General features: G+C 72.2%; 15 protein-coding genes. 9 read left to right on the top strand and 6 right to left on the bottom strand.

Annotated elements, in window-relative coordinates; translation table 11 throughout:
• The first annotated feature begins 135 nt into the window (after nucleotides 1–135).
• From ACIRPX_RS01865 to ACIRPX_RS01835, 7 genes are read left to right on the top strand one after another with little or no spacing between them, the layout of a single operon-like run.
• Nucleotides 136–1,242 (top strand): ABC transporter substrate-binding protein, encoded by a 1,107-nt coding sequence (locus ACIRPX_RS01865; RefSeq protein ID WP_404187302.1) that lies wholly within the window; start codon nucleotides 136–138, stop codon nucleotides 1,240–1,242.
• A gap of 40 nt (nucleotides 1,243–1,282) precedes the next feature.
• Complete coding sequence (locus ACIRPX_RS01860; protein WP_404187301.1) at nucleotides 1,283–2,395, top strand: ABC transporter substrate-binding protein; 1,113 nt, start codon at nucleotides 1,283–1,285, stop codon at nucleotides 2,393–2,395.
• A 6-nt stretch (nucleotides 2,396–2,401) separates the two neighbouring features.
• Nucleotides 2,402–4,198, top strand: a complete 1,797-nt coding sequence (locus ACIRPX_RS01855; protein ID WP_404187300.1) for an ABC transporter permease — start codon at nucleotides 2,402–2,404, stop codon at nucleotides 4,196–4,198.
• Nucleotides 4,199–4,216: 18 nt separating this feature from the next.
• Nucleotides 4,217–5,353, top strand: coding sequence for an ABC transporter ATP-binding protein (locus ACIRPX_RS01850; RefSeq protein WP_404187299.1), 1,137 nt, complete (start codon nucleotides 4,217–4,219; stop codon nucleotides 5,351–5,353).
• Nucleotides 5,354–5,356: 3 nt separating this feature from the next.
• The gene (locus ACIRPX_RS01845; RefSeq protein WP_404187298.1) at nucleotides 5,357–6,586 is read left to right on the top strand and encodes an MFS transporter; all 1,230 of its coding nucleotides are present in this window, start codon (nucleotides 5,357–5,359) and stop codon (nucleotides 6,584–6,586) included.
• Between the two features lie 46 nt (nucleotides 6,587–6,632).
• Nucleotides 6,633–7,700 carry a cupin domain-containing protein gene (locus tag ACIRPX_RS01840; RefSeq protein WP_404187297.1) on the top strand — a complete coding sequence of 356 codons (1,068 nt, stop codon included), beginning with the start codon at nucleotides 6,633–6,635 and terminating at the stop codon, nucleotides 7,698–7,700.
• A 16-nt stretch (nucleotides 7,701–7,716) separates the two neighbouring features.
• Entirely contained in the window at nucleotides 7,717–8,604 is an 888-nt protein-coding gene (locus ACIRPX_RS01835) for an AAA family ATPase (RefSeq protein ID WP_404187296.1), read from the top strand.
• Nucleotides 8,605–8,672: 68 nt separating this feature from the next.
• On the opposite strand, the gene ACIRPX_RS01830 is transcribed toward ACIRPX_RS01835, so the two are convergent.
• Both ACIRPX_RS01830 and ACIRPX_RS01825 read right to left on the bottom strand, forming a co-directional pair.
• Complete coding sequence (locus tag ACIRPX_RS01830) at nucleotides 8,673–9,683, bottom strand: cupin domain-containing protein (RefSeq protein WP_404187295.1); 1,011 nt, start codon at nucleotides 9,681–9,683, stop codon at nucleotides 8,673–8,675.
• A gap of 139 nt (nucleotides 9,684–9,822) precedes the next feature.
• The gene (locus tag ACIRPX_RS01825) at nucleotides 9,823–10,611 is read right to left on the bottom strand and encodes a FadR/GntR family transcriptional regulator (protein WP_404187294.1); all 789 of its coding nucleotides are present in this window, start codon (nucleotides 10,609–10,611) and stop codon (nucleotides 9,823–9,825) included.
• A 117-nt stretch (nucleotides 10,612–10,728) separates the two neighbouring features.
• Here ACIRPX_RS01825 and ACIRPX_RS01820 point away from each other — a divergent pair, with 117 nt between their 5' ends.
• Together ACIRPX_RS01820 and ACIRPX_RS01815 are read left to right on the top strand one after the other, a co-directional pair.
• Complete coding sequence (locus ACIRPX_RS01820) at nucleotides 10,729–11,493, top strand: class II aldolase/adducin family protein (protein ID WP_404187293.1); 765 nt, start codon at nucleotides 10,729–10,731, stop codon at nucleotides 11,491–11,493.
• A gap of 40 nt (nucleotides 11,494–11,533) precedes the next feature.
• Nucleotides 11,534–12,628, top strand: coding sequence for an ornithine cyclodeaminase family protein (locus ACIRPX_RS01815; RefSeq protein ID WP_404187292.1), 1,095 nt, complete (start codon nucleotides 11,534–11,536; stop codon nucleotides 12,626–12,628).
• A gap of 6 nt (nucleotides 12,629–12,634) precedes the next feature.
• Here ACIRPX_RS01815 and ACIRPX_RS01810 read toward each other — a convergent pair whose 3' ends face one another.
• The 4 genes from ACIRPX_RS01810 to ACIRPX_RS01795 all read right to left on the bottom strand — a co-directional run bounded on the left by ACIRPX_RS01810 (nucleotide 12,635) and on the right by ACIRPX_RS01795 (nucleotide 17,614).
• Entirely contained in the window at nucleotides 12,635–13,132 is a 498-nt protein-coding gene (locus tag ACIRPX_RS01810; protein WP_404187291.1) for a hypothetical protein, read from the bottom strand.
• Between the two features lie 43 nt (nucleotides 13,133–13,175).
• Nucleotides 13,176–16,058: an ATP-binding protein gene (locus ACIRPX_RS01805; protein WP_404187290.1), complete on the bottom strand. Its 2,883-nt coding sequence runs from the start codon at nucleotides 16,056–16,058 to the stop codon at nucleotides 13,176–13,178.
• Nucleotides 16,059–16,244: 186 nt separating this feature from the next.
• Nucleotides 16,245–16,532, bottom strand: coding sequence for a dihydrofolate reductase family protein (locus ACIRPX_RS01800; RefSeq protein WP_404187494.1), 288 nt, complete (start codon nucleotides 16,530–16,532; stop codon nucleotides 16,245–16,247).
• A 65-nt stretch (nucleotides 16,533–16,597) separates the two neighbouring features.
• Nucleotides 16,598–17,614 carry a CapA family protein gene (locus ACIRPX_RS01795; protein ID WP_404187289.1) on the bottom strand — a complete coding sequence of 339 codons (1,017 nt, stop codon included), beginning with the start codon at nucleotides 17,612–17,614 and terminating at the stop codon, nucleotides 16,598–16,600.
• Nucleotides 17,615–17,703 lie beyond the last annotated feature (89 nt).

The raw sequence follows: 17,703 nt of genomic DNA, 5'->3' as shown, positions 1-17,703 counted from the left end.
TCGGACGTGATCCGCAAAGCGTTCACCGGCCGCCCGACGACCTCCCCGCCCCACCGTCGGCCGGCCGCGGTCCCCCCACACTCTGTGCTTCTCCGTCCGCACCACGAGCAGTTCGCCTCGTCCAAGGAGTGTGCGATGCGTCAAGGTGCTCTCCCCGCCGGCCTGCTGGCCGCGGGTCTGGTCCTCACCGGCTGCGGTGGCTCCCCCACCACCACGAGCGCGGCCGGCTCCGCTCCCGAGAAGAACCCCTACGCCCCCTACGAGTCGCTGACCGGCGCACGGCGCACGGACAAGCTGCTGGCCGACGCGAAGAGCGAGGGCGGCACGCTGGACCTCTACACCTCCAACACCGACATCCAGGACCTCGTCGACGCGTTCCAGAAGGCCTACCCCGGCATCAAGGTGCACGCCTTCCGGGCCAACTCGGAGACGGTGCTCCAGCGGGCGCTCCAGGAGAACGACGCGAACAAGCCGCAGAACGACGTCATGGACACCAACGACCTCGAACTGCGCGCCCTGGACGCCCAGCACCTGCTGCACGCCTACCGGGGACCCGCCCTGGCGAACCTGAAGGACGCCGCGAAAAAACTCGGCGGCTGGACCGCCGAGCGCTTCAACGCCTTCGTCGTCGGCTGGAACACCGACCAGGTCAAGAAGGGCCAGGAGCCCACCGACTTCGCGGACTTCGCCGAGCCCAGGTGGAAGGGCAGGCTCTCCGTCGAGGTCGGCGACTGGGACTGGTACGCGTCGATGCACACGTATCTCACCGAGGAGAAGGGGATGTCCCAGGCCGACGCGGACGCCCTGTTCAAGAAGATCGCCACCAACGCGAAGGTGGTCAAGGGCCACACCGTGCAGGGCGAACTGCTCAGCGCGGGCCAGTTCGCGGTGGCCCTCTCGGTCTACAGCCACACCATCGACAAGGCGGCGAAGAAGGGCGCTCCGGTCGCCTGGCGCCCGGCCGTGGAGCCGGTGATCCTGCGCCCCAACGGCGTGGCCCTGATGGCCCGCGCCCGCCACCCCGCGGCCGCCCTGCTGTGGACCGACTGGGTCCTCGGCGCCGGCCAGCAGGTCATCGCCGAGTCGCTGCGCATCCCCGCGGCCACGCAGGTGCCCGGCTACAAGGACCCGATCCCGGCCGGCACCAGGACCTACAGCCTCTCGAAGACAGCCGAGACCGACACCAGGAAATGGAACACCGCCTACGACGCGCTGCTGCGCGGCGTCCCCGCGGCGGGCTGACCCGCACACCCCCGATCGCATCTCTCCAGGAGAGCACCGCATGAGCACCCGTAACACCACCCTCGCCGTGGCCGTGCTGCTGGTCGCGGCCGTCACCACCGGATGCGGCGGCGCCGTCACCACCGCCGCCAACGCCAAGGCCAGCGGCGTCTACACGCAGATAGCCGGCCTCCCCAAGGACCAACAGCGCGCCAAGGCCGAGGAGCTGGCCAAGAAGGAGGGCGGCACGCTCTCCCTCTACACGTCGATGACCGCGGACATCGCGACGCCGGTCGCCGATGCCTTCCAGAAGAAGTACGGCATCCATGTCAGCGTCTTCCGCGGCAACTCCGAGACGGTGCTCCAGCGGACCATGCAGGAGGCCCAGGCCGGCAAGGCCGGCGCGGATGTGGTGGAGACCAACTTCCTGGAGATGACGGCACTCTCCGACAACGAGATCCTGTCCGACTTCAACGGCTCCGCACTGCAGAAGGTCGAGCCCGCGGGCAGGTTCAAGCACTGGACCGCGAGCCGCTTCAACGTCTTCCAGCCCGCCTGGAACACCGACCTGATCAAGCCCGGCCAGGAGCCGCACAGCTGGGAGGACCTGGCGCTGCCCAAGTACAAGGGCAAGATCACCCTGGAGGTCAGCGACAGCGACTGGTACGAGAACGTCACCAAGTACTGGCTGGACCACGGCAAGTCGCAGGCCGAGGTCGACAAGCTGTGGAAGGACATCGTCGCCAACTCCAAGGTGGCCAAGGGCCACACGACGATGATGCAGTTCCTCACCGCGGGCCAGACGCCCATGGAGGCGATGAACTACACGTACATCACGGACCGCGCCGCCGAGAAGGGCGCCCCCGTCGCGCGTCTGCCGAAGAGCGGCACGTCGTCGATCCCCGCCTTCGGCCGGCCCAACGGCGTCGGCATGATCAAGGACGCCCACCACCCGGCCGCCGCCTGGCTGTTCTACGACTGGCTGCTCACCGACGGCCAGAAGGAGCTGGTCGAGCTCGGCCTCACGCCGTCGACGAAGGTCTCCGGCGACAAGAGCCTGAACGGCATCACCCTGGTGCCCTTCGACGTCAAGGGCCTGAGCAAGGACGACGGCGGCGGCTGGGACAAGAAGTACGACGCGCTGCTGCGCGGTGCCGCGTCCGTGGGGAAGTGACGGCCGATGACCCTCCTACCGGCCACCACCTCACGTGACGACGGCCCGGGCCCCGCGCCGGCGCCGGAGCCACCCGAAGTCACCCGTCCCGGCAGGCTCGTCCGGCTGCTGAAGCGCCCGCTGTCCCTGCAGGGGCTGCTGGTCGGCGGCGCCGTGATCATCGTCGGCTACCTCGCCGTCGTGCCGCTGGGCTACCTCGTGCACGACACCTTCCTCAGCGCCGACGGCAACGGCGTCTCCCTGGGCGCCTTCTCCCGGGCCTACGGCGGCAACTCGCAGTCCGGCGAGATGATGCTCAACTCGCTGTGGTTCGCGGTCGGCGCGGCCGCCCTGGCCCTCGTCCTCGGCACCGCGCTGGCGTACATCCAGGTGCGCACGGACACGCCGTTCAAGGCGCTGTTCTTCGCCGCTTCCCTGGTGCCGCTCATCGTCCCCGGCATTCTGTACGCCACCTCGTGGATCTTCCTCGGCGACCCGTCGAGCGGACTGCTCAACGCCCTGGTGTTCAAGCCGGTGTTCGGCTCCTCGCCGATCAACATCTACAGCGTGTGGGGCATGATCTGGGTGCAGGGCCTGCATCTCGCACCGGTCGCGTTCCTGCTCATGGTCGCCGCGTTCCGCGCGATGGACCCCTCGCTGGAGGAGTCCGCCGCCATGTCGGGGGCGAGCCGGCTGACCGTGCTGCGCCGTGTCACGGTACCCCTGCTGCGGCCGGCGATGATCTCCGCGGCGCTGCTGATGTTCGTACAGTCGCTGGAGAGCTTCGAGGTCCCGGGCCTGCTCGGGCTGCAGAACGGCATCTACGTCTTCACCAGCCGCATCTACTTCGTGCTGCGGGCCTACCCGGTCGACTACGGAGCAGCCGGCGCGTACGCCATCGGCCTGCTCGTCATCGCCGCGGCGGGCGTGCTGGTCTCGGCCTGGCTGCAGCGCTCCTCGCGCAACTTCCAGACGGTGACCGGCAAGGCCTTCCGGCCCCGCCCGGTCGAACTCGGCCGCGCCCGGCCCTTCGTGGGCGCGGGAGTGATCCTCTACTTCCTGCTCACCGTCGTCCTGCCGGTCGCCGTCCTGGTCTACGCCTCGCTGCTGAAGTACTACGCGGCGCCGACGCACAAGACGATCAGCCAGATGACGCTGGCCAACTACCGCACGGTGCTGAACATGCCGCTGGCGTTCACGGCACTGAAGAACTCGCTCGTCGTCGGCCTGGGCGCGGCGACCGCGGTGATGATCCTGACGTCGGTCGTGTCCTGGGTGGTGCTGCGCACCAGGGCACCCGGCCGGCGCGTCCTCGACCTGCTCGCCTTCACGCCCATCGTCATCCCCGGCCTGGTCCTGGGCCTCGCGCTGTCGTTCGTCTACCTGCGGATGCCGCTGCCGATCTACGGCACGCTGCTGATCCTGCTGGTGTCGTACTGCACGCGCTATCTGCCCTACGGCATGCGCTACGCGTCGTCGGCGATGGCGCAGATGTCCCCGGAACTGGAGGAGTCGGCCGCGGTGGCGGGCGCCTCCTGGTTCCAGTCCTTCCGGCGGGTGGTGCTGCCGCTGATGAGCGGCGGCATCCTGGCCGGCTGGGTCTACATCCTCGTCGTGTCCTTCCGCGAGCTGTCCAGCACGATCCTGCTCTACAGCCCCGGCAAGGAGGTGCTGTCGGTGCTGATCTGGGAGCAGTTCGAGAACGGCCAGTTCACCACCCTCGCCGCGCTGGGCGTCCTGATGGTCGTCCTGCTCGTGGTGCTGGTCTCCGTCGCCTACCGGCTGGGCGCCCGCTTCGGGCTGCAGAACGACTCCGCGAACTAACCGAAGGAACCATCAGCGATGTTGACGGTCGAATCCCTCAAGAAGAGCTACGACGACACGTCGGGACGCAGGTCGAAACGCGCTTCCGGGGCCGGCACACGGGTGTACGCCGTGGGCGGGGTCGACTTCGAGGTCCAGGACGGCGAGCTGTTCACGCTGCTGGGCCCCTCCGGCTGCGGCAAGACCACGACCCTGCGCTCCGTGGCGGGCCTCGAACGCCCCACCGAGGGGCGGGTGACGCTCGGCGGACGGGTCCTGTACGACCACACGCGGGGCATCAACATGCGCGCCAACCGGCGCGGGCTCGGCATGGTCTTCCAGTCGTACGCCATCTGGCCGCACATGTCGGTCTTCAAGAACGTCTCCTTCCCGCTGGAGGTGCTGCCCCGCGCCAGGCGCCCGGACCGCAAGGAGATCGAGGACCGGGTCGGGCAGGTCCTCGACGTGATCGAGCTCGGTGCCTACGCCGCCCGGCCCGCCACCAAGCTCTCCGGCGGCCAGCAGCAGCGTCTGGCCCTGGCCCGCGCCCTGGTCACCCGGCCCGAGCTGATGCTGCTCGACGAGCCGCTGTCCAACCTGGACGCCAAGCTGCGCGAGACGATGCGCTTCGAGCTCAAGCGCCTGCAAAGAGAGTTGAACCTCACCGCGATCTACGTGACGCACGACCAGTCGGAGGCGCTGGTGATGTCCAACCGGATCGCGGTGATGAACGGGGGCCGCATCGAGCAGATCGGCAAGCCCCGCGAGATCTACACCAGGCCGGCCACCCGCTTCGTCGCCGAGTTCATCGGCACCTCCAACTTCATGGAGGCCAAGGTCGTCTCGGTCAAGGGCGACGAGGTGCAGGCCGACACCGCGCACGGCCGGATGGTCGCGCGCGGGGTGGAGCGGGTGCCCGGCGTCGGGGACACGGTGCTGATCTCGATCCGGCCCGAGTGCGTCGACCTGTCGCGCGAGCGGCGCGGCGACGTGCCCAACGAATGGTCCGGCACCATCCGCAACCGTGCCTTCATGGGCGACGTCGTCGACCACATCGTGGGCGTGGGCGACCTGGAGATCCGCAACCGCTCCAACCCCAACCTGTCGATCCCGCCCGGGACCGAGGTCCACTTCAGCGTGGCCCCCGACAAGGTGACGCTGGTCCCGGTCGACTGAGCGATGCCGATACCCCAGGTACTGCGCCATCGCGACTTCACGCTCTACTGGGGCGGCGTCGTGCTGTCCCAGATCGGGACCCGGGGCGCCGTCGCGGCCAACCTCTACCAGGTCTACCAACTCACCGGCTCCACGGCCCAGGTGGGCCTGGTGGGCCTGGCCCAGGCGGTCGCCCTGCTGGTGCTGTCACCGGCCGGCGGGATCTACGCCGACCGCCTGGACCGGCGCCGCCTGCTCCAGGCCACGCAGGGCCTCGCCCTGCTGGTGTCGGCGGGCCTGGCCGTGATCACACTCGCCCGTGCGGCCACGGTGTGGACGGTCGTCGTCTCCTCGCTCCTCGCGACGGCGGCGGCGACCTTCGACCAGCCCGCACGGCAGGCCCTGATCCCCGCGACGGTCCCGCGCGAACGCCTGGTCGACGCGTTCGCCCTGCTCAACCCCTCACGTGAACTGGCCGTCCTGGTCGGCCCGGCATGCGCGGGCGTGCTGATCGCGGTCGGCGGGCCGGGGGCGGTCTACGTCTTCGACGCCGTCACCTACGCCGCCCTGGTGGCCGTCCTGGCCGTACTGCGCGTGCCGCCCCTGGTCGCCGACGCCGGACGACGGCCGCTGCTGGAGAGCCTGCGGGAGGGCGTGCGCCACGTCGCCCGGCGGCCCGTGGTCTGGCAGTTGATGGGCCTGGACATGACGGCCACCGTGTTCGGCGCCTACCGCGTACTGCTGCCGGCCTTCGCCGCGGACGTCCTGCACGTGGGCGCCACCGGCTACGGCCTGCTGTCGGCCGCGCCCTCGGCCGGGGCCCTGATCGGCTCGGTCTGGGTCTTCCGGCTGATCCGCACGGCGCGCGCCGGACGGATCGTGCTGTGGGGAACGGCCGTGTACGGCCTGGCCGTTGTGGGGCTGGCGCAGGCGCGGGTGTTCACCGTGGCCGTCGTCATGGCCCTGCTCCTGGGCGCCGCGGACGCGGTCGCGACCACGGTCCGCCACGCCGCCGTGCAGGTCGAGACCCCGGACGAACTGCGCGGCCGGGTCTCGGCGATCTACCAGATGTGCTCGCGCGGCGGTCCCGCGATCGGCGACTCGGTGATGGGCCTGTTCGCCGGCGCCGTCGGCCCGATCGTGGCACTGACCGTGGGCGGCCTGGTGCCCGCGGCCGTCTCCGGGGCGAGCGCGGTGCGCAGCCGCACCGTCCGCCGGTACAGCGTTCCCCGCCCGGAGCCCGCCACCCCCTGAGCGACCATCGCACTCCCCCGCTCCGTCAAGCCTGTTGGGAGACCTGTTGAGTACGCACACCACCACCGAAGTCACCCACTACCACGTCCAGAAACGCCGCCGGGCCGCCTTCATCGAGGAGTGGCGCAAGACCCACCGCACGATCGTCGCCCTCGAGGACGTCGTGATGCACCCGACCGAACGGGGCAGCCGCGTGGGCGTCTACGTCGGCGCCGACGGCGACCGGCCGACCCGCACCATGGACGCCCTGGCCCACGAGATCGGCCCCGGCACGACGACCACCCTGCACCGGCACTCCTGGGACGCGATGGTCTTCGTCGTGGCCGGCCGGGGCTGGACCGAGATCGACGGCAGGCGCGTCGACTGGGGCCCCGGTGACTCACTGCATCTGCCCGCCTGGTCCTGGCACCGCAGTGGCAACGACGGTGCCACGTCGACGCGTTGCCTCACCTTCTCCAGCGCTCCGCTGCTGGAGACGATGGGCATGGCCGTGATCGAGGACGCCGGGCACACCCCGGTCGCCGCGCTGCCGCCGCGTCCTGCCTTCTCCCCCGGCCGCGACGGCGCCGACCCGTACGCCAGCCGGCTGCGCCGGCTCGCCCGGGACCAGGAGGCCCGCCGCTCGGGCCGGCTGCACACCAGCTGGGACGAGCTCGAACTGCGCAACACCCCGCGCGGTACCCGTACGACCTTCCTGCTCGACCGCGCCATCGGCTACCAGGCGTCCGGCATCACCATGGCGATGTTCGAGATCGGTCCGGGTCGCGCCCAGTCGATGCACCGGCACCCGGGCGAGGCCTGGCTGTATGTCGTCGAGGGCTCCGGCGAGAGCTATCTGGGCACCGAGCCGGAGGGCGGTGAGCGGCACCCGTGGAAGAAGGGCGACCTCATCGTCGTCGACCACTTCCTGTGGCACCAGCACATCAACTCCCATCCGGAGCAGACCGCCAAGGTCGTCCGCATCCACATGTTCGACAGCCTGCTGGAGACGATGCGGGCGCTGTGCGATCCGCTGGTGCTGTTCGAGGAGCCGCCGGACCACATCCGCGACGCGCAGGCCGGCGACCCGTCGACGATCCGGTGGCCGGCGCTGACGCGCCCCACGTGGCCGTGAACGGGGGACCGGAGCGGTGAGCGAGACACTGCCGCACGGCGTGGCCGGCGTCCACGCGCTGCCCGCCGACCACCACGACGGTCCGTGGGACTCCGTGATCGTCGAACACCGCCTGAAGGAAAGGCTGCTGGCGACCGCCGTGCTCGTGCTGCGGCACGGGCGGCGGCTCGCCGGCTCGGCCGTGGCGCCGCACGGCCTGGTGGTGCTGGCGGGGCCGCCGGGCACCGGCAAGACCACCCTCGCCCAGGGGCTCGCGCAGGCCGCGGCACGCACGCTGGCCCCGCACGGCGCGACCACGCTCGTCGAGGTCGATCCGCACGCCTTCCCCAGCGAGATGCTCGGCGAGAGCCAGCGCTCGGTCTCCCGGCTGTTCCGGGAGACGCTGCCCGAACTGGCCGCCCGCCGGCCGCACACGATCGTGCTGGTCGACGAGGTCGAGGCACTCGCCGTACGGCGGCACTCGGCCTCGTTCGACACCAACCCGGTGGACGTGCACCGGGCGACGGACGCCGTGCTCAGCGGCCTGGACGCGCTGCGGGCCCGGCGTCCCGGCACGCTGCTCGTGGTGACGACGAACTTCGCCGAGGCCGTCGACGAGGCGTTCCTCTCCCGGGCCGACCTCGTCGTCCGTACGGAGCTGCCCGACGCGTCGGTCGTCCCGCGGATCGTCGCCGACTCGCTGCGCGGTCTGGCCGCGCAGTGGCCCGAACTGGCCCCGCTGGCCGAGGACTCGGCCGTGCACCGGCGGGTGGGCAGGCTGCTGCACGGTCTGGACGGGCGCCGTATCCGCAAGACGGTGCACGGGGCGCTGGCCCTGCGCCTGGAGACGGCGCGCGAGCCGGCGCTGCTGGGCGTGGACGACCTGGTCGCGGCCGCGGAGGAGGCGGCGGCCGAGCACACGTGACACCGGCGCCGGACGGCCGCGGCCCCACACCCCCGGCGGAGGGTGCGGGGCCGCGGCCGTCGGTGTCGTCAGGCGTTCCCGGCGGCCTTGTACCCGGGGGCGTCCTCCAGGAAGTGCACCGTGTCGTAACCGAGGTGCTTGAAGACGCGGTTCTGCGCCGAGAGCACCCTCAGGGGGGTGCCGTCGTGGGCGAAGAGCTGGCAGACGTGGTTCTGCGGCACGTACAGGGTGTCGCCCTTGGTGATCTCGTGCCGGGTGGGCTCCTTGGCGATCCGCGCGTAGTACTTCTCGGCGATCTCCGCCTCAACCTCCCACTGGAGGGCGTAGCCGCCGCCGTCGAGGACGTAGAAGACCTCGTCGGCCATCTTCCAGTACCTGCCGGAGCGGCTGCCGGCCGGGATGTCGAGTTCGAAGGCGTCGACGGAGAAGATGCGGGCGTCGGTGCGCTCGGGCGAGGACATCACGCGGACGCGGCCGAGCGGGGTCTCCTCCCAGCCGGTGTCGCCGAGGCCGATGACCTTCTTGCGGTCCAGGACGCCGGGTGTCCAGATCCGCGACCAGTCCTCGCGGGGTCCGAACTCCGCCTCCCGCTCGACCGGTCCGCTGCGCCCCTGCTGGAGCAGGCCCATGAACATCCAGGTGCTCTTGGCCTTCACCACCAGGGCGGTCGCGGTCTCGTCGTAGGGGTTGAAGTGGCGGTGCACGGAGTCGGTGTGGACGAAGACGAGGTCGTCCTTGGTCCAGTCGTAGCGCTGGTCGTCGTGGATCTCGTACCCGCGACCCTGGAGGATGTAGAAGGCCGCCTCGTTCTGGTGGCCGTGGCCGTGGTTGCTGGACTGCGGCGGCAGTTCGACGAAGTGGACCTGGATGGTCTGGGTGAGGAACTCCTCGTCACCCGGGCCGACCCGCCACCACGTCCGGGACTTCTCGCTGTCGCCCGAGTGGGCCACCTTCGCGTCGTCGACGACCACCGAGTCGTCGCGCACCCGCTTGACGGCCAGCTGCCGGCGGCGGAACTCCCCCAGGCCGTAGGTCTCCGAGGTCAGGCCGCGGACGAAGACGCGTCCCTTCTTACCCATGGTGCCTCCGATGGATCACTGGGAATGGATACCGTGGATGACTGATGGTCTAACCATAATGCCTTCGCGTGGGACGCAAAAGAGTCCCGGGCCGGACCCGACCCGGGACTCGATCAGTTGTGGATCACTCGGATCCGGCTCACGCGCCGGTGGCGCCGCCCTTCACGCGCGACGCGGTGCGCCGGATGTGCGTCCGCATGATCTCCGAGGCGGTCTCGGCGTCCCGGGCGGCCACGGCGTCGACGAACCTGCGGTGCTCCTTGGAGCCGTGCTGCCCCATCTGCGGCTCGACGCTCTGCGCCTCGCGCAGGCTCATCAACAGCGGGCCGTGGAAGGACTGGACGAGCATCTCGATCGCGGTGTTGTGCGTGCAGGCCGCGACCCGGGTGTGGAAGTCGGCGGACATCTCCATGTCGTAGACCCCCTGCCTGACCGCCTCGGCATGCTCCTCGCACAGCGCGCGCAACCCGGCGATGTCCTCGTCGGTCGCACGCTCGACGACGAGGGGCACGATGCCGAGCTCGAAGACGAGCCGCGCCTCGGTGACCTCGGCCGCGGTCAGCGGCGACAGGGAGAGCAGATCGGCGAGCCCCTCACCCACGCGCTGCGACGACGGCGCCGTCACGAACGCGCCACCGCGGGCACCGACCCGGATCTCGACCAGTCCGCTGGCCTCCAGGCTGCGCAGGGCCTCGCGCACGGTCACGCGGCTGACGCCGAACTGCACGCACAGTTCGCGTTCGCTGGGGAGCCGGTCGCCCGGTTGCAGGCGCTGCTCCTTCAGCAGCAGCTTGATCTGCTCCACGATCAGCTGGGAGACACGACTGGAGGAGACCGCCTTGAACAGACCGTCCGCCGGGGCGGTCTTCTTGACGGGAGTCGTCTCGTCGGTCTCAGCGCGTTGAGGCTGGCTCGGTCGCGATGGCATACGCGCATTGTCCCATGGTCAGAGGCTTCGTTGACCTCATCCTACGCAATGGCTTAAAGTCATACCAACAGTCCAATAGCCTGACGGGTGCATCCAGGCGAGGAGAGCGAAACGGCCATGAGATCCCCGGAAGGCTCCCGCGAAGCTCTGCGTGAACGCGTCGCCCTGGCGTGCCGGGTGCTCGCCGTGACCGGCCTGGTCGAGCACATCCTCGGCCACGTCAGCGCGCGGACCGGCCCCGGGTCGCTCCTCGTCCGCGGGCGCGGCCCCGAGGAGCGCGGACTCGCCTTCACCGTCGTGGAGGACGTGCAGGAGGTGACCCTCGACGGCGCCGGCGACGTCCCGCGGGACTGGCGGGTGCCGGGCGAACTGCCCATCCACAGCGAGGTGTTGCGGGCCCGCCCGGAGGTCACGGCCGTGGTCCACGCGCATCCCCCCGCGGTGGTCGCCGCCTCCGTCGCCGAACTGCCCTGGATCCCCCTCGTCGGCTCCTACGACATCCCGGCCGCCCGGCTGGCCCACGAGGGCATCCCCGTCTGGCCCCGCTCGGCGCTGATCCGCCGCCGCGACCTGGCGGAACAGATGGTGGCCGCGCTCGGGGACCGCCCCGTCGCCGTACTGCGCGGGCACGGTCTGGTCGCCGTCGGCACGGGCAACCCCGCGCACGCGGTCGCGCAGGCCGTCACCCGGGCCCTGGCCGTCGACTCACTGGCCCGCACCACCCTCGCCGTCGCCGCGACCGGCGCTCCGCTGCGCCCGGTCCCCGACGAGGACATCGCCGAACTGCCCGATCTGGGACCGGCGTTCAACGTGTCGGCGATGTGGCGCCATCTCGCCGCCCGGGTCGCGCACGAAGGCCCGGACACCCCGCTGCGCGGCTGACCCGCCGCCCCCGTCCCGGGGGCCGACCGAGCGGAGGATCATGCTCGTCCTCGACAACAAGGTGACGGCCGCCGTCCTCACCATGCCCGACGTGGTGCGCGCGCTGGAGGAGTCCTACCGCGACCTGGCCGACGGGACGGGCGTGTGCCGGCCCCGCATCGACCTCGGGCTGCCGGTGGACGACAGGCGCGTGTACCGGTGGGGAACCATGGAGGGCGGCTCGGCCCGCACCGGATACCTCGCCCTGCGCATGAAGTCCGACGTGCTCACCGAGACCGGCCCGCCGGGTCTGCGCACCCAGGAGAAGTACTGCGTACGGCCGGGACTGTTCTGCGGTCTGGTGCTGCTGCTCGACGCGCGCACGGGTGAGCCCCTCGCCCTGCTCAACGACGGGCTGCTCCAGCATCTGCGGGTCGGCGCCGACTCGGCGATCGGCGTGCGCTTCGGGGCCCGTGAGGACGCCCGGGTGCTGGGGCTGCTGGGCTCGGGCGGCATGGCACGCAGCCACGTCGAGGCCCTCCTGACGGTACGCCCGCTCGCACGCGTCCAGGTCCACAGCCCCACCCGCCGCCATCGCGAGCGCTTCGCCGCCGAGATGCGCGAACTGCACGGCCTGGACGTGGTGGCGGTGGACGAGCCCGAACTGGCCCATCGGGGCGCGGACATCGTGGCCGGCTGCACCGACGCGGTCGGGGACGTGGTCCTCGGCCGCCACCTGTCCCCCGGCACCCATGTCACCTGCATCGGCGGGCATCCCGACGCCCGGGCCCGGGAGCGCTTCGACGTCTGGCTGCGGCTGGGCAGCGCCGGTGTGCCCGTGTCCACACCCGGCTGGGCCACGGACGACGAGTACGTCAGCTACCGGGCCGCGCCGGGCGCCCCGGTCTGGGGCCACCACCACGAACGGGGACCGGGACCCGCGCCCGGCCGCGCCCGCCGGGTCGGGCTCGACGCCGTCCTCGCGGGCCGCGACCGGGCGCGCGACGACGAGCGGCAGGTGACGTTCTCCGAGCGCGGCAACATCCAGGGCGCCCAGTTCCACGCCGTCGCGGCGGTCGTCTACGAGCGGGCCCGCGAGCGCGGCCTGGGGCACGAGATCCCGCGCGAGTGGCTGCTCCAGGACATCCGCGACTGAGCCGGGTCAGCCCTGCTGGAACAGCTCCGCCGGCAGCGGCTTCAGCAGCGCGTACAGGTCGTCCGTGATGGGGCGGTCCCAGGCGGCGATGGTCACCAGGACGTTGTCGCTGCGGTCGAACTGCACGCAGGAGATCCTGCTCTCGGAGAGCTTCAGACGGCGCACGATCATGAGGTTGTCGCCCTGCATCACCGGCATGTCGTCGACGCCGACGACGGCGACCTCCTCCTCGTTCTCCAGGGCGAGCAGGAGCTGGCCCACCTCGAAGGGGATCTCGCCCTCGGCGACCTCACGGGCCGGGGAGCCCTCCGGCAGATTGCCGATGATCATCGCGGGGCCGCGGCCGCCGAAGAGGTCGTAGCGCAGGAAGACGCCCTGGCAGCTGCCGTCGGGTGCGGGCAGCAGACCGGCGCCGAGGTTGCCGGGCCAGTCGCCCGGGTCCATGGCCAGTACGTCGAAGTCTGGGCCGGCGGGAGTCGCGCTGCGGCGGCGGAGGAACGACATGCCGCCCATGGTAATGGGACCGGTGGCGGTGGTGCGGCCGAGGTCAGCCGGGCCTCAGCGCCACGGCCAGGCCGGTGCTGTCCGTACCCATCTTCCGGTAGACCGCCGAGAGCAGCCGTACGGCGGCCCCCTCGTCCACCTGGAGCTCCCGCGCGATCTCGGCCTCGGTGCGGCCGCGGGCCGCCAGGTTCGCGGCCGACCGCTCGCGGCTGGTCAGGGTGTCCGTCTCCGTGCTGTGCAGGCGACGGGGCCGCAGGCCCGCCGCGGCCAGCTCGTCGCGGGCCGTCTCGACCAGTCCGTCGGCGCCGCACTGCACGGCCGCGTCCAGGCCCCGGTAGAGGTGCTCGGCGGCGTCCCGGGGGCGGCCCGTACGGCGCAGCTCGGTGCCCAGGGCGACCAGGGCGCAGGCCAGCTCGTAGGCGGCCGGGGAGCGTTCCAGGTGGCCGACCGCCTCCTCCAGGTACGTGATCCGGACCGATCCCGAGGAGACCTCGGCGGCCGTGCGCAGGGCCTGCCCGACGGCGGACGGGGCGCCGAACTGGCGGGCGCGCGCGACCGCTTCGAGGGCGGTGGCGACGGCACGCTCCGGCGTCTCCTGGGCCTCGGCCCGGGCCAGATGGAGCTGCCAGGGGCACCAGGCCGGGTTGCGGATGCCGCGCGGCTCCAGCCGGCGGCCGGCCGAGGCCAGCTCCTCCGCCGCCTCCTTCGTGAGACCGCGGGCGAGCAGGAGCTCGCCGTGCACGGTCTGTGCGTCGGGGAAGACGACGGCGGCCGGGAAGGGCGCGCAGAAGGAGAAGCGCTCGCCGGTCCGCGCGGCCTCGGCGACCCGGCCGCGGGCCAGCAGCACCTCGATCAGGATGCCGACCGCGTACCAGTGGGCGGGTGTGCCGGGCCCGACGCGTTCGGCGAGCCGCAGCCCGGCCTGCACGAAGTCCTCCGCCTCGGCGAGCCGGCCGCGGCGGTAGCGCAGGTAGCCGAGGAGCGTGTAGGCGAAGGACAGGTGGGCGCCGCGCCAGCCCTGCTTCTCGAAGTCGGCGATGCCGGAGGCGAAGAGCTCTTCCGTCCGGCCGGGCCGGTCCGCGTACATGAAGGCGAGCGCGACCAGCACGGGCACCTCGAAGCCGCGGTCGGGCTCGGCCCAGCCGAGGCCGCCGGCCAGGGCGCGTTCGGCGTGGTGGAGGGCGACGTGCGAGGGCTCGCCGCGCAGCACGGCGTCCCAGGTGCGCAGGCCGATGATGTAGCGCTCGGTGAGGTCACGGCCCTTGATGCGGTCGGCGAGCTTGGTGAGCCGCCGGGAGCGGGAGGGGTGGTCGGGCTCGTCGGCGCGGAAGGCGTCCCACATGAACTGCTCGGCGACCATGCGCAGCTTGACCCGGGCGTCCTCGGTGACGCGGATCTCGCGGGCGAGGGTGTCGGACGCCTCCGCGAGGCGGTCGCTGTGGGCGAGGACCTGGGAGAGCCGGTAGACGATGTGGTGGCGCAGGCAGGGGTCGGCGATCGGCTCCTCCAGCGCGGCCCGCAGATGGTTCACGGTGGTCGCCGGCTCGGTGAGCAGGGAGGCGGAGCCCAGCTCGTACAGGACGGCGGCGCGGTCCTCGAACGGCGGGGGTTCACGCAGGGCCCGCGCGAGATAGCTGCGCGCGGCGTCGGGGGCACCGGCCCGCAGGGTCTCGCCGGCGGCGGCACGCAGTTGCTGCACGACCCAGGCGTCGCCGTCGGGGTGCGTCTCCAGCAGGTGGCGGGCGGCGGCGGACGGACCCTGGCCGTCGTCGATCAGGCACCAGGCGGCCTGGCCGTGCAGGGCGACACGGATGCCGGGCTGGATGGCCCGGTAGACGGCGGTGGCGATCAGCGGATGGACGAACTCGAGGGGGTCGACACCGGTGAGGATGCGGGCACCGCGCAGGGCGTCGGCCGCGTCGGCGGCCTCCTCGTGGCCGAGACCGGCGACGGCGGCGGCGAGCCGCGGATGGATCTCGGTGCCGAGGACGGCGCAGGCCCAGGCGAAGCGCACGGTGGAGGTGCTGAGCCGTTCGAGGCGGGCGACCAGGCCGCTGCCCTTGACCGCGGCGGCGAGGTCGCGCAGCAGGTGCGCGCCGGGCTCGGTCGGGGTGACACCGCGGTCGCGCACCTTGGCGATCAACTCGACCGTCTCGAACGGGTTTCCGCCGGTGACGGCCCAGCACTCACGGCAGAACGCGTCGTCGGCGTAGTCTCCGACGGCCTCGCGCACGAGGCGGGCGACGGCGGGGGCGCTCAGCGGCTCCAGGCCGATGGGGCGGCCACCGGCGCGGCCCGGCAGTCCTCTGAACGCCTCGGCGTGCTCGGGCAGTTCGTCGGGCCGGTAGGCGACGACGACCAGCAGTGGGAGTTGCTCGGCCCGGGGCGCGAACCCGGCGAGCCAGCCCAGGGATTCGGGGTCGGCCCAGTGGGCGTCGTCGAGGACGAGGACCATCGGGGCGCGCAGTACGGCGAGGTGGGTGAGCACCCAGTCGAGGCCGTCGCGCAGGCCCTGCTGGTCCGGCGGGGCGCCGGCGGTCGGGGCGCACAGGCCGAGGGCCGGGCCGACGATGTCGTACCAACTCCCCAGCGAGGCGCGCAGATCGCTCTCGCCGGTTCCGGCCAGCTGCGGCTGCAGGAGCTGACGGGCGACGTGGAAGGCGACGCGCTGCTCCTGGTCGCCGCCGCGTCCCGACAGCACCGTGCAGCCCATCGCGGCGGCGCGGCGGCGGACCTCGGCGAGGAGGGTGGTCTTGCCGATGCCCGCGCGCCCGGCGAAGGCGAGGAGAGCACCACGAGGCCGGTCGGAGGGCTCGGCGCCGTCCCTGCGCAGCCCGGTGAGCTCTCCCAACGCCTCGTCGACAGCAGCGAGTTCGCTCTCTCGTTCGAAGATGGTGCGACTGGTCCGCATGATGCGCTGCCCCATGGCGTACCCCCTGCCACGGTGGTGCACCCGCGCGGGGAGCGAGTGCGCACCGTGACCTCCAGGCACCTCAGCGTACGCCTCCGCCGGGTCGCGCGACCTGAACTGAGCATTACTGCCGGGAACCAGGGCGCATTGCGAAAGCGGCGTCGTCCGCCCGCCGGACAGAAGGGACGTTCGGGACACGCCCTAGCCGGCCGGTGCGTACGTGGGGCGCCCGGCCGGCCGGTAGACCTGGATCGCCACGCCCCTGGAGTCGGCGTGCGGGCCGACCAGGTCGAGCGCGATGTCCGGGCCTTCGGCGGGGAACAGCCGCGCGCCCTGGCCGAGGACCACGGGTACGACGAGCAGGGTGATCTCGTCGACGAGGCCGTGGGCGAGCAGCGCGCGGACCACGGCACCGCTGCCGTGCACCTGCAGCTCACCGCCGGGCCGGGCCTTCAGCTCGCGGACGGCCGTCGCGAGGTCGCCGGACAGGACGGTCGTACCGGCCCGTCGCGGGTCGCCTGGATGTGCCCTTCGTCCTGCGGTGGTCCCTGGTGTTACGACCGCTTCGAGGCGCGCGTCTCATCGGTCCTCCCGGCCGTCCGGCGGGGCCAGCGGACGGACGGCCGGCCGTCGCCGCCCAAGACGCGCGTGCCCAGCTCGTCGCAGGCGCGGGTGAGCCGGCCCGCGATCCAGGCGTGCTCGGCCCGGTCGGCGAGGCGGGTGTGACAGCAGTCCAGGGCGATGGGCACCACCTCGGTCTCGCGGACGCCGGAGCGGTCCAGGGTGACCAGCCAGAGCAGGCTCAGATCGTTGCGCAGGGCCGGGTGGACGGCGTAGTCGTCGACGAAGTCGCCCAGGTCGAACAGGACTTGGCGGGTGAAGCCGTGGAAGACGTGCGCCGAGTGCCCGACGACGAGGTCGGCACCGGCGGCGGTGAGCCCGGCGGCGGCACGCCGTACATGGGGCACGGGGCGGGTCGTCATGTTCGGGCCCCAGTGCACGCTCACCAGGACGAGATCGGTCGTCGCGGACAGGGCGCGGACGGTGTCCGTCAGCCACCGGGGCGTCTCCTCCTGGCGGAGGTCGGCGTACGCCACGCCGGGCCGGTCGTCGCCCGCGGCGTACTCGGCCGGGTGGTCCGTCACCGCCAGGATCCCTATGCGCAGCCCGCCCGCCTCCACGAGGAGCGGGGCACGGGCCGCCGCGGCCGAGCCACCGGCGCCCACGCTGCGGATGCCGGCCCGCGCCAGATGGTCGACGGTGTCGAGGAGGGCGTGTGGACCGTAGTCGAGGGCGTGGTTGTTGGCCAGGAACACCGCGCCCACCCCGAGGTCGGCCAGCACGTCCGCGGCACGGGGCGGGGCCCGGAAGAAGAACGCCTTGCCGGGGAGGTCGACGGGCTCGCCCCGGTCCGAGACGCAGCATTCGAGGTTCAGCAGGAACAGATCGGCCGCCGCGACGGCCTGGTGGACGGCGGGTGTGAACAGGGGTGGCGGCTTCCGCCCTGCGAGCGCCTCCGCGACGCCGCGGCCCAGCATGGTGTCCCCGGCGAGAGCGATCGTGACGGCCATGGTCTTCCGCCTCCTCGTGCGCCGGCCGGCCGCGGGGCGCGGAACGCCGGCGGGTGGTGGTCCCGCCCCCTCGGTGCCGCCTCTCGCCG

The sequence above is a fragment of the Streptomyces sp. NPDC101225 genome, assembly GCF_044767585.1.
Lineage (GTDB): Bacteria > Actinomycetota > Actinomycetes > Streptomycetales > Streptomycetaceae > Streptomyces.
This window is presented reverse-complemented; position numbering and strand designations above follow the sequence as displayed.

Excerpts from the sequence above, each read along its gene's own strand:
- ACIRPX_RS01865 (WP_404187302.1), top strand. The coding sequence starts at position 136 with ATGCGTCAAGGTGCTCTCCCCGCCGGCCTGCTGGCCGCGGGTCTGGTC.
- ACIRPX_RS01860 (WP_404187301.1), top strand. The coding sequence starts at position 1,283 with ATGAGCACCCGTAACACCACCCTCGCCGTGGCCGTGCTGCTGGTCGCG.
- ACIRPX_RS01855 (WP_404187300.1), top strand. The coding sequence starts at position 2,402 with ATGACCCTCCTACCGGCCACCACCTCACGTGACGACGGCCCGGGCCCC.
- ACIRPX_RS01850 (WP_404187299.1), top strand. The coding sequence starts at position 4,217 with ATGTTGACGGTCGAATCCCTCAAGAAGAGCTACGACGACACGTCGGGA.
- ACIRPX_RS01845 (WP_404187298.1), top strand. The coding sequence starts at position 5,357 with ATGCCGATACCCCAGGTACTGCGCCATCGCGACTTCACGCTCTACTGG.
- ACIRPX_RS01830 (WP_404187295.1), bottom strand. The coding sequence starts at position 9,683 with ATGGGTAAGAAGGGACGCGTCTTCGTCCGCGGCCTGACCTCGGAGACC.
- ACIRPX_RS01825 (WP_404187294.1), bottom strand. The coding sequence starts at position 10,611 with ATGCCATCGCGACCGAGCCAGCCTCAACGCGCTGAGACCGACGAGACG.
- ACIRPX_RS01820 (WP_404187293.1), top strand. The coding sequence starts at position 10,729 with ATGAGATCCCCGGAAGGCTCCCGCGAAGCTCTGCGTGAACGCGTCGCC.
- ACIRPX_RS01815 (WP_404187292.1), top strand. The coding sequence starts at position 11,534 with ATGCTCGTCCTCGACAACAAGGTGACGGCCGCCGTCCTCACCATGCCC.
- ACIRPX_RS01810 (WP_404187291.1), bottom strand. The coding sequence starts at position 13,132 with ATGTCGTTCCTCCGCCGCCGCAGCGCGACTCCCGCCGGCCCAGACTTC.
- ACIRPX_RS01805 (WP_404187290.1), bottom strand. The coding sequence starts at position 16,058 with ATGGGGCAGCGCATCATGCGGACCAGTCGCACCATCTTCGAACGAGAG.
- ACIRPX_RS01795 (WP_404187289.1), bottom strand. The coding sequence starts at position 17,614 with ATGGCCGTCACGATCGCTCTCGCCGGGGACACCATGCTGGGCCGCGGC.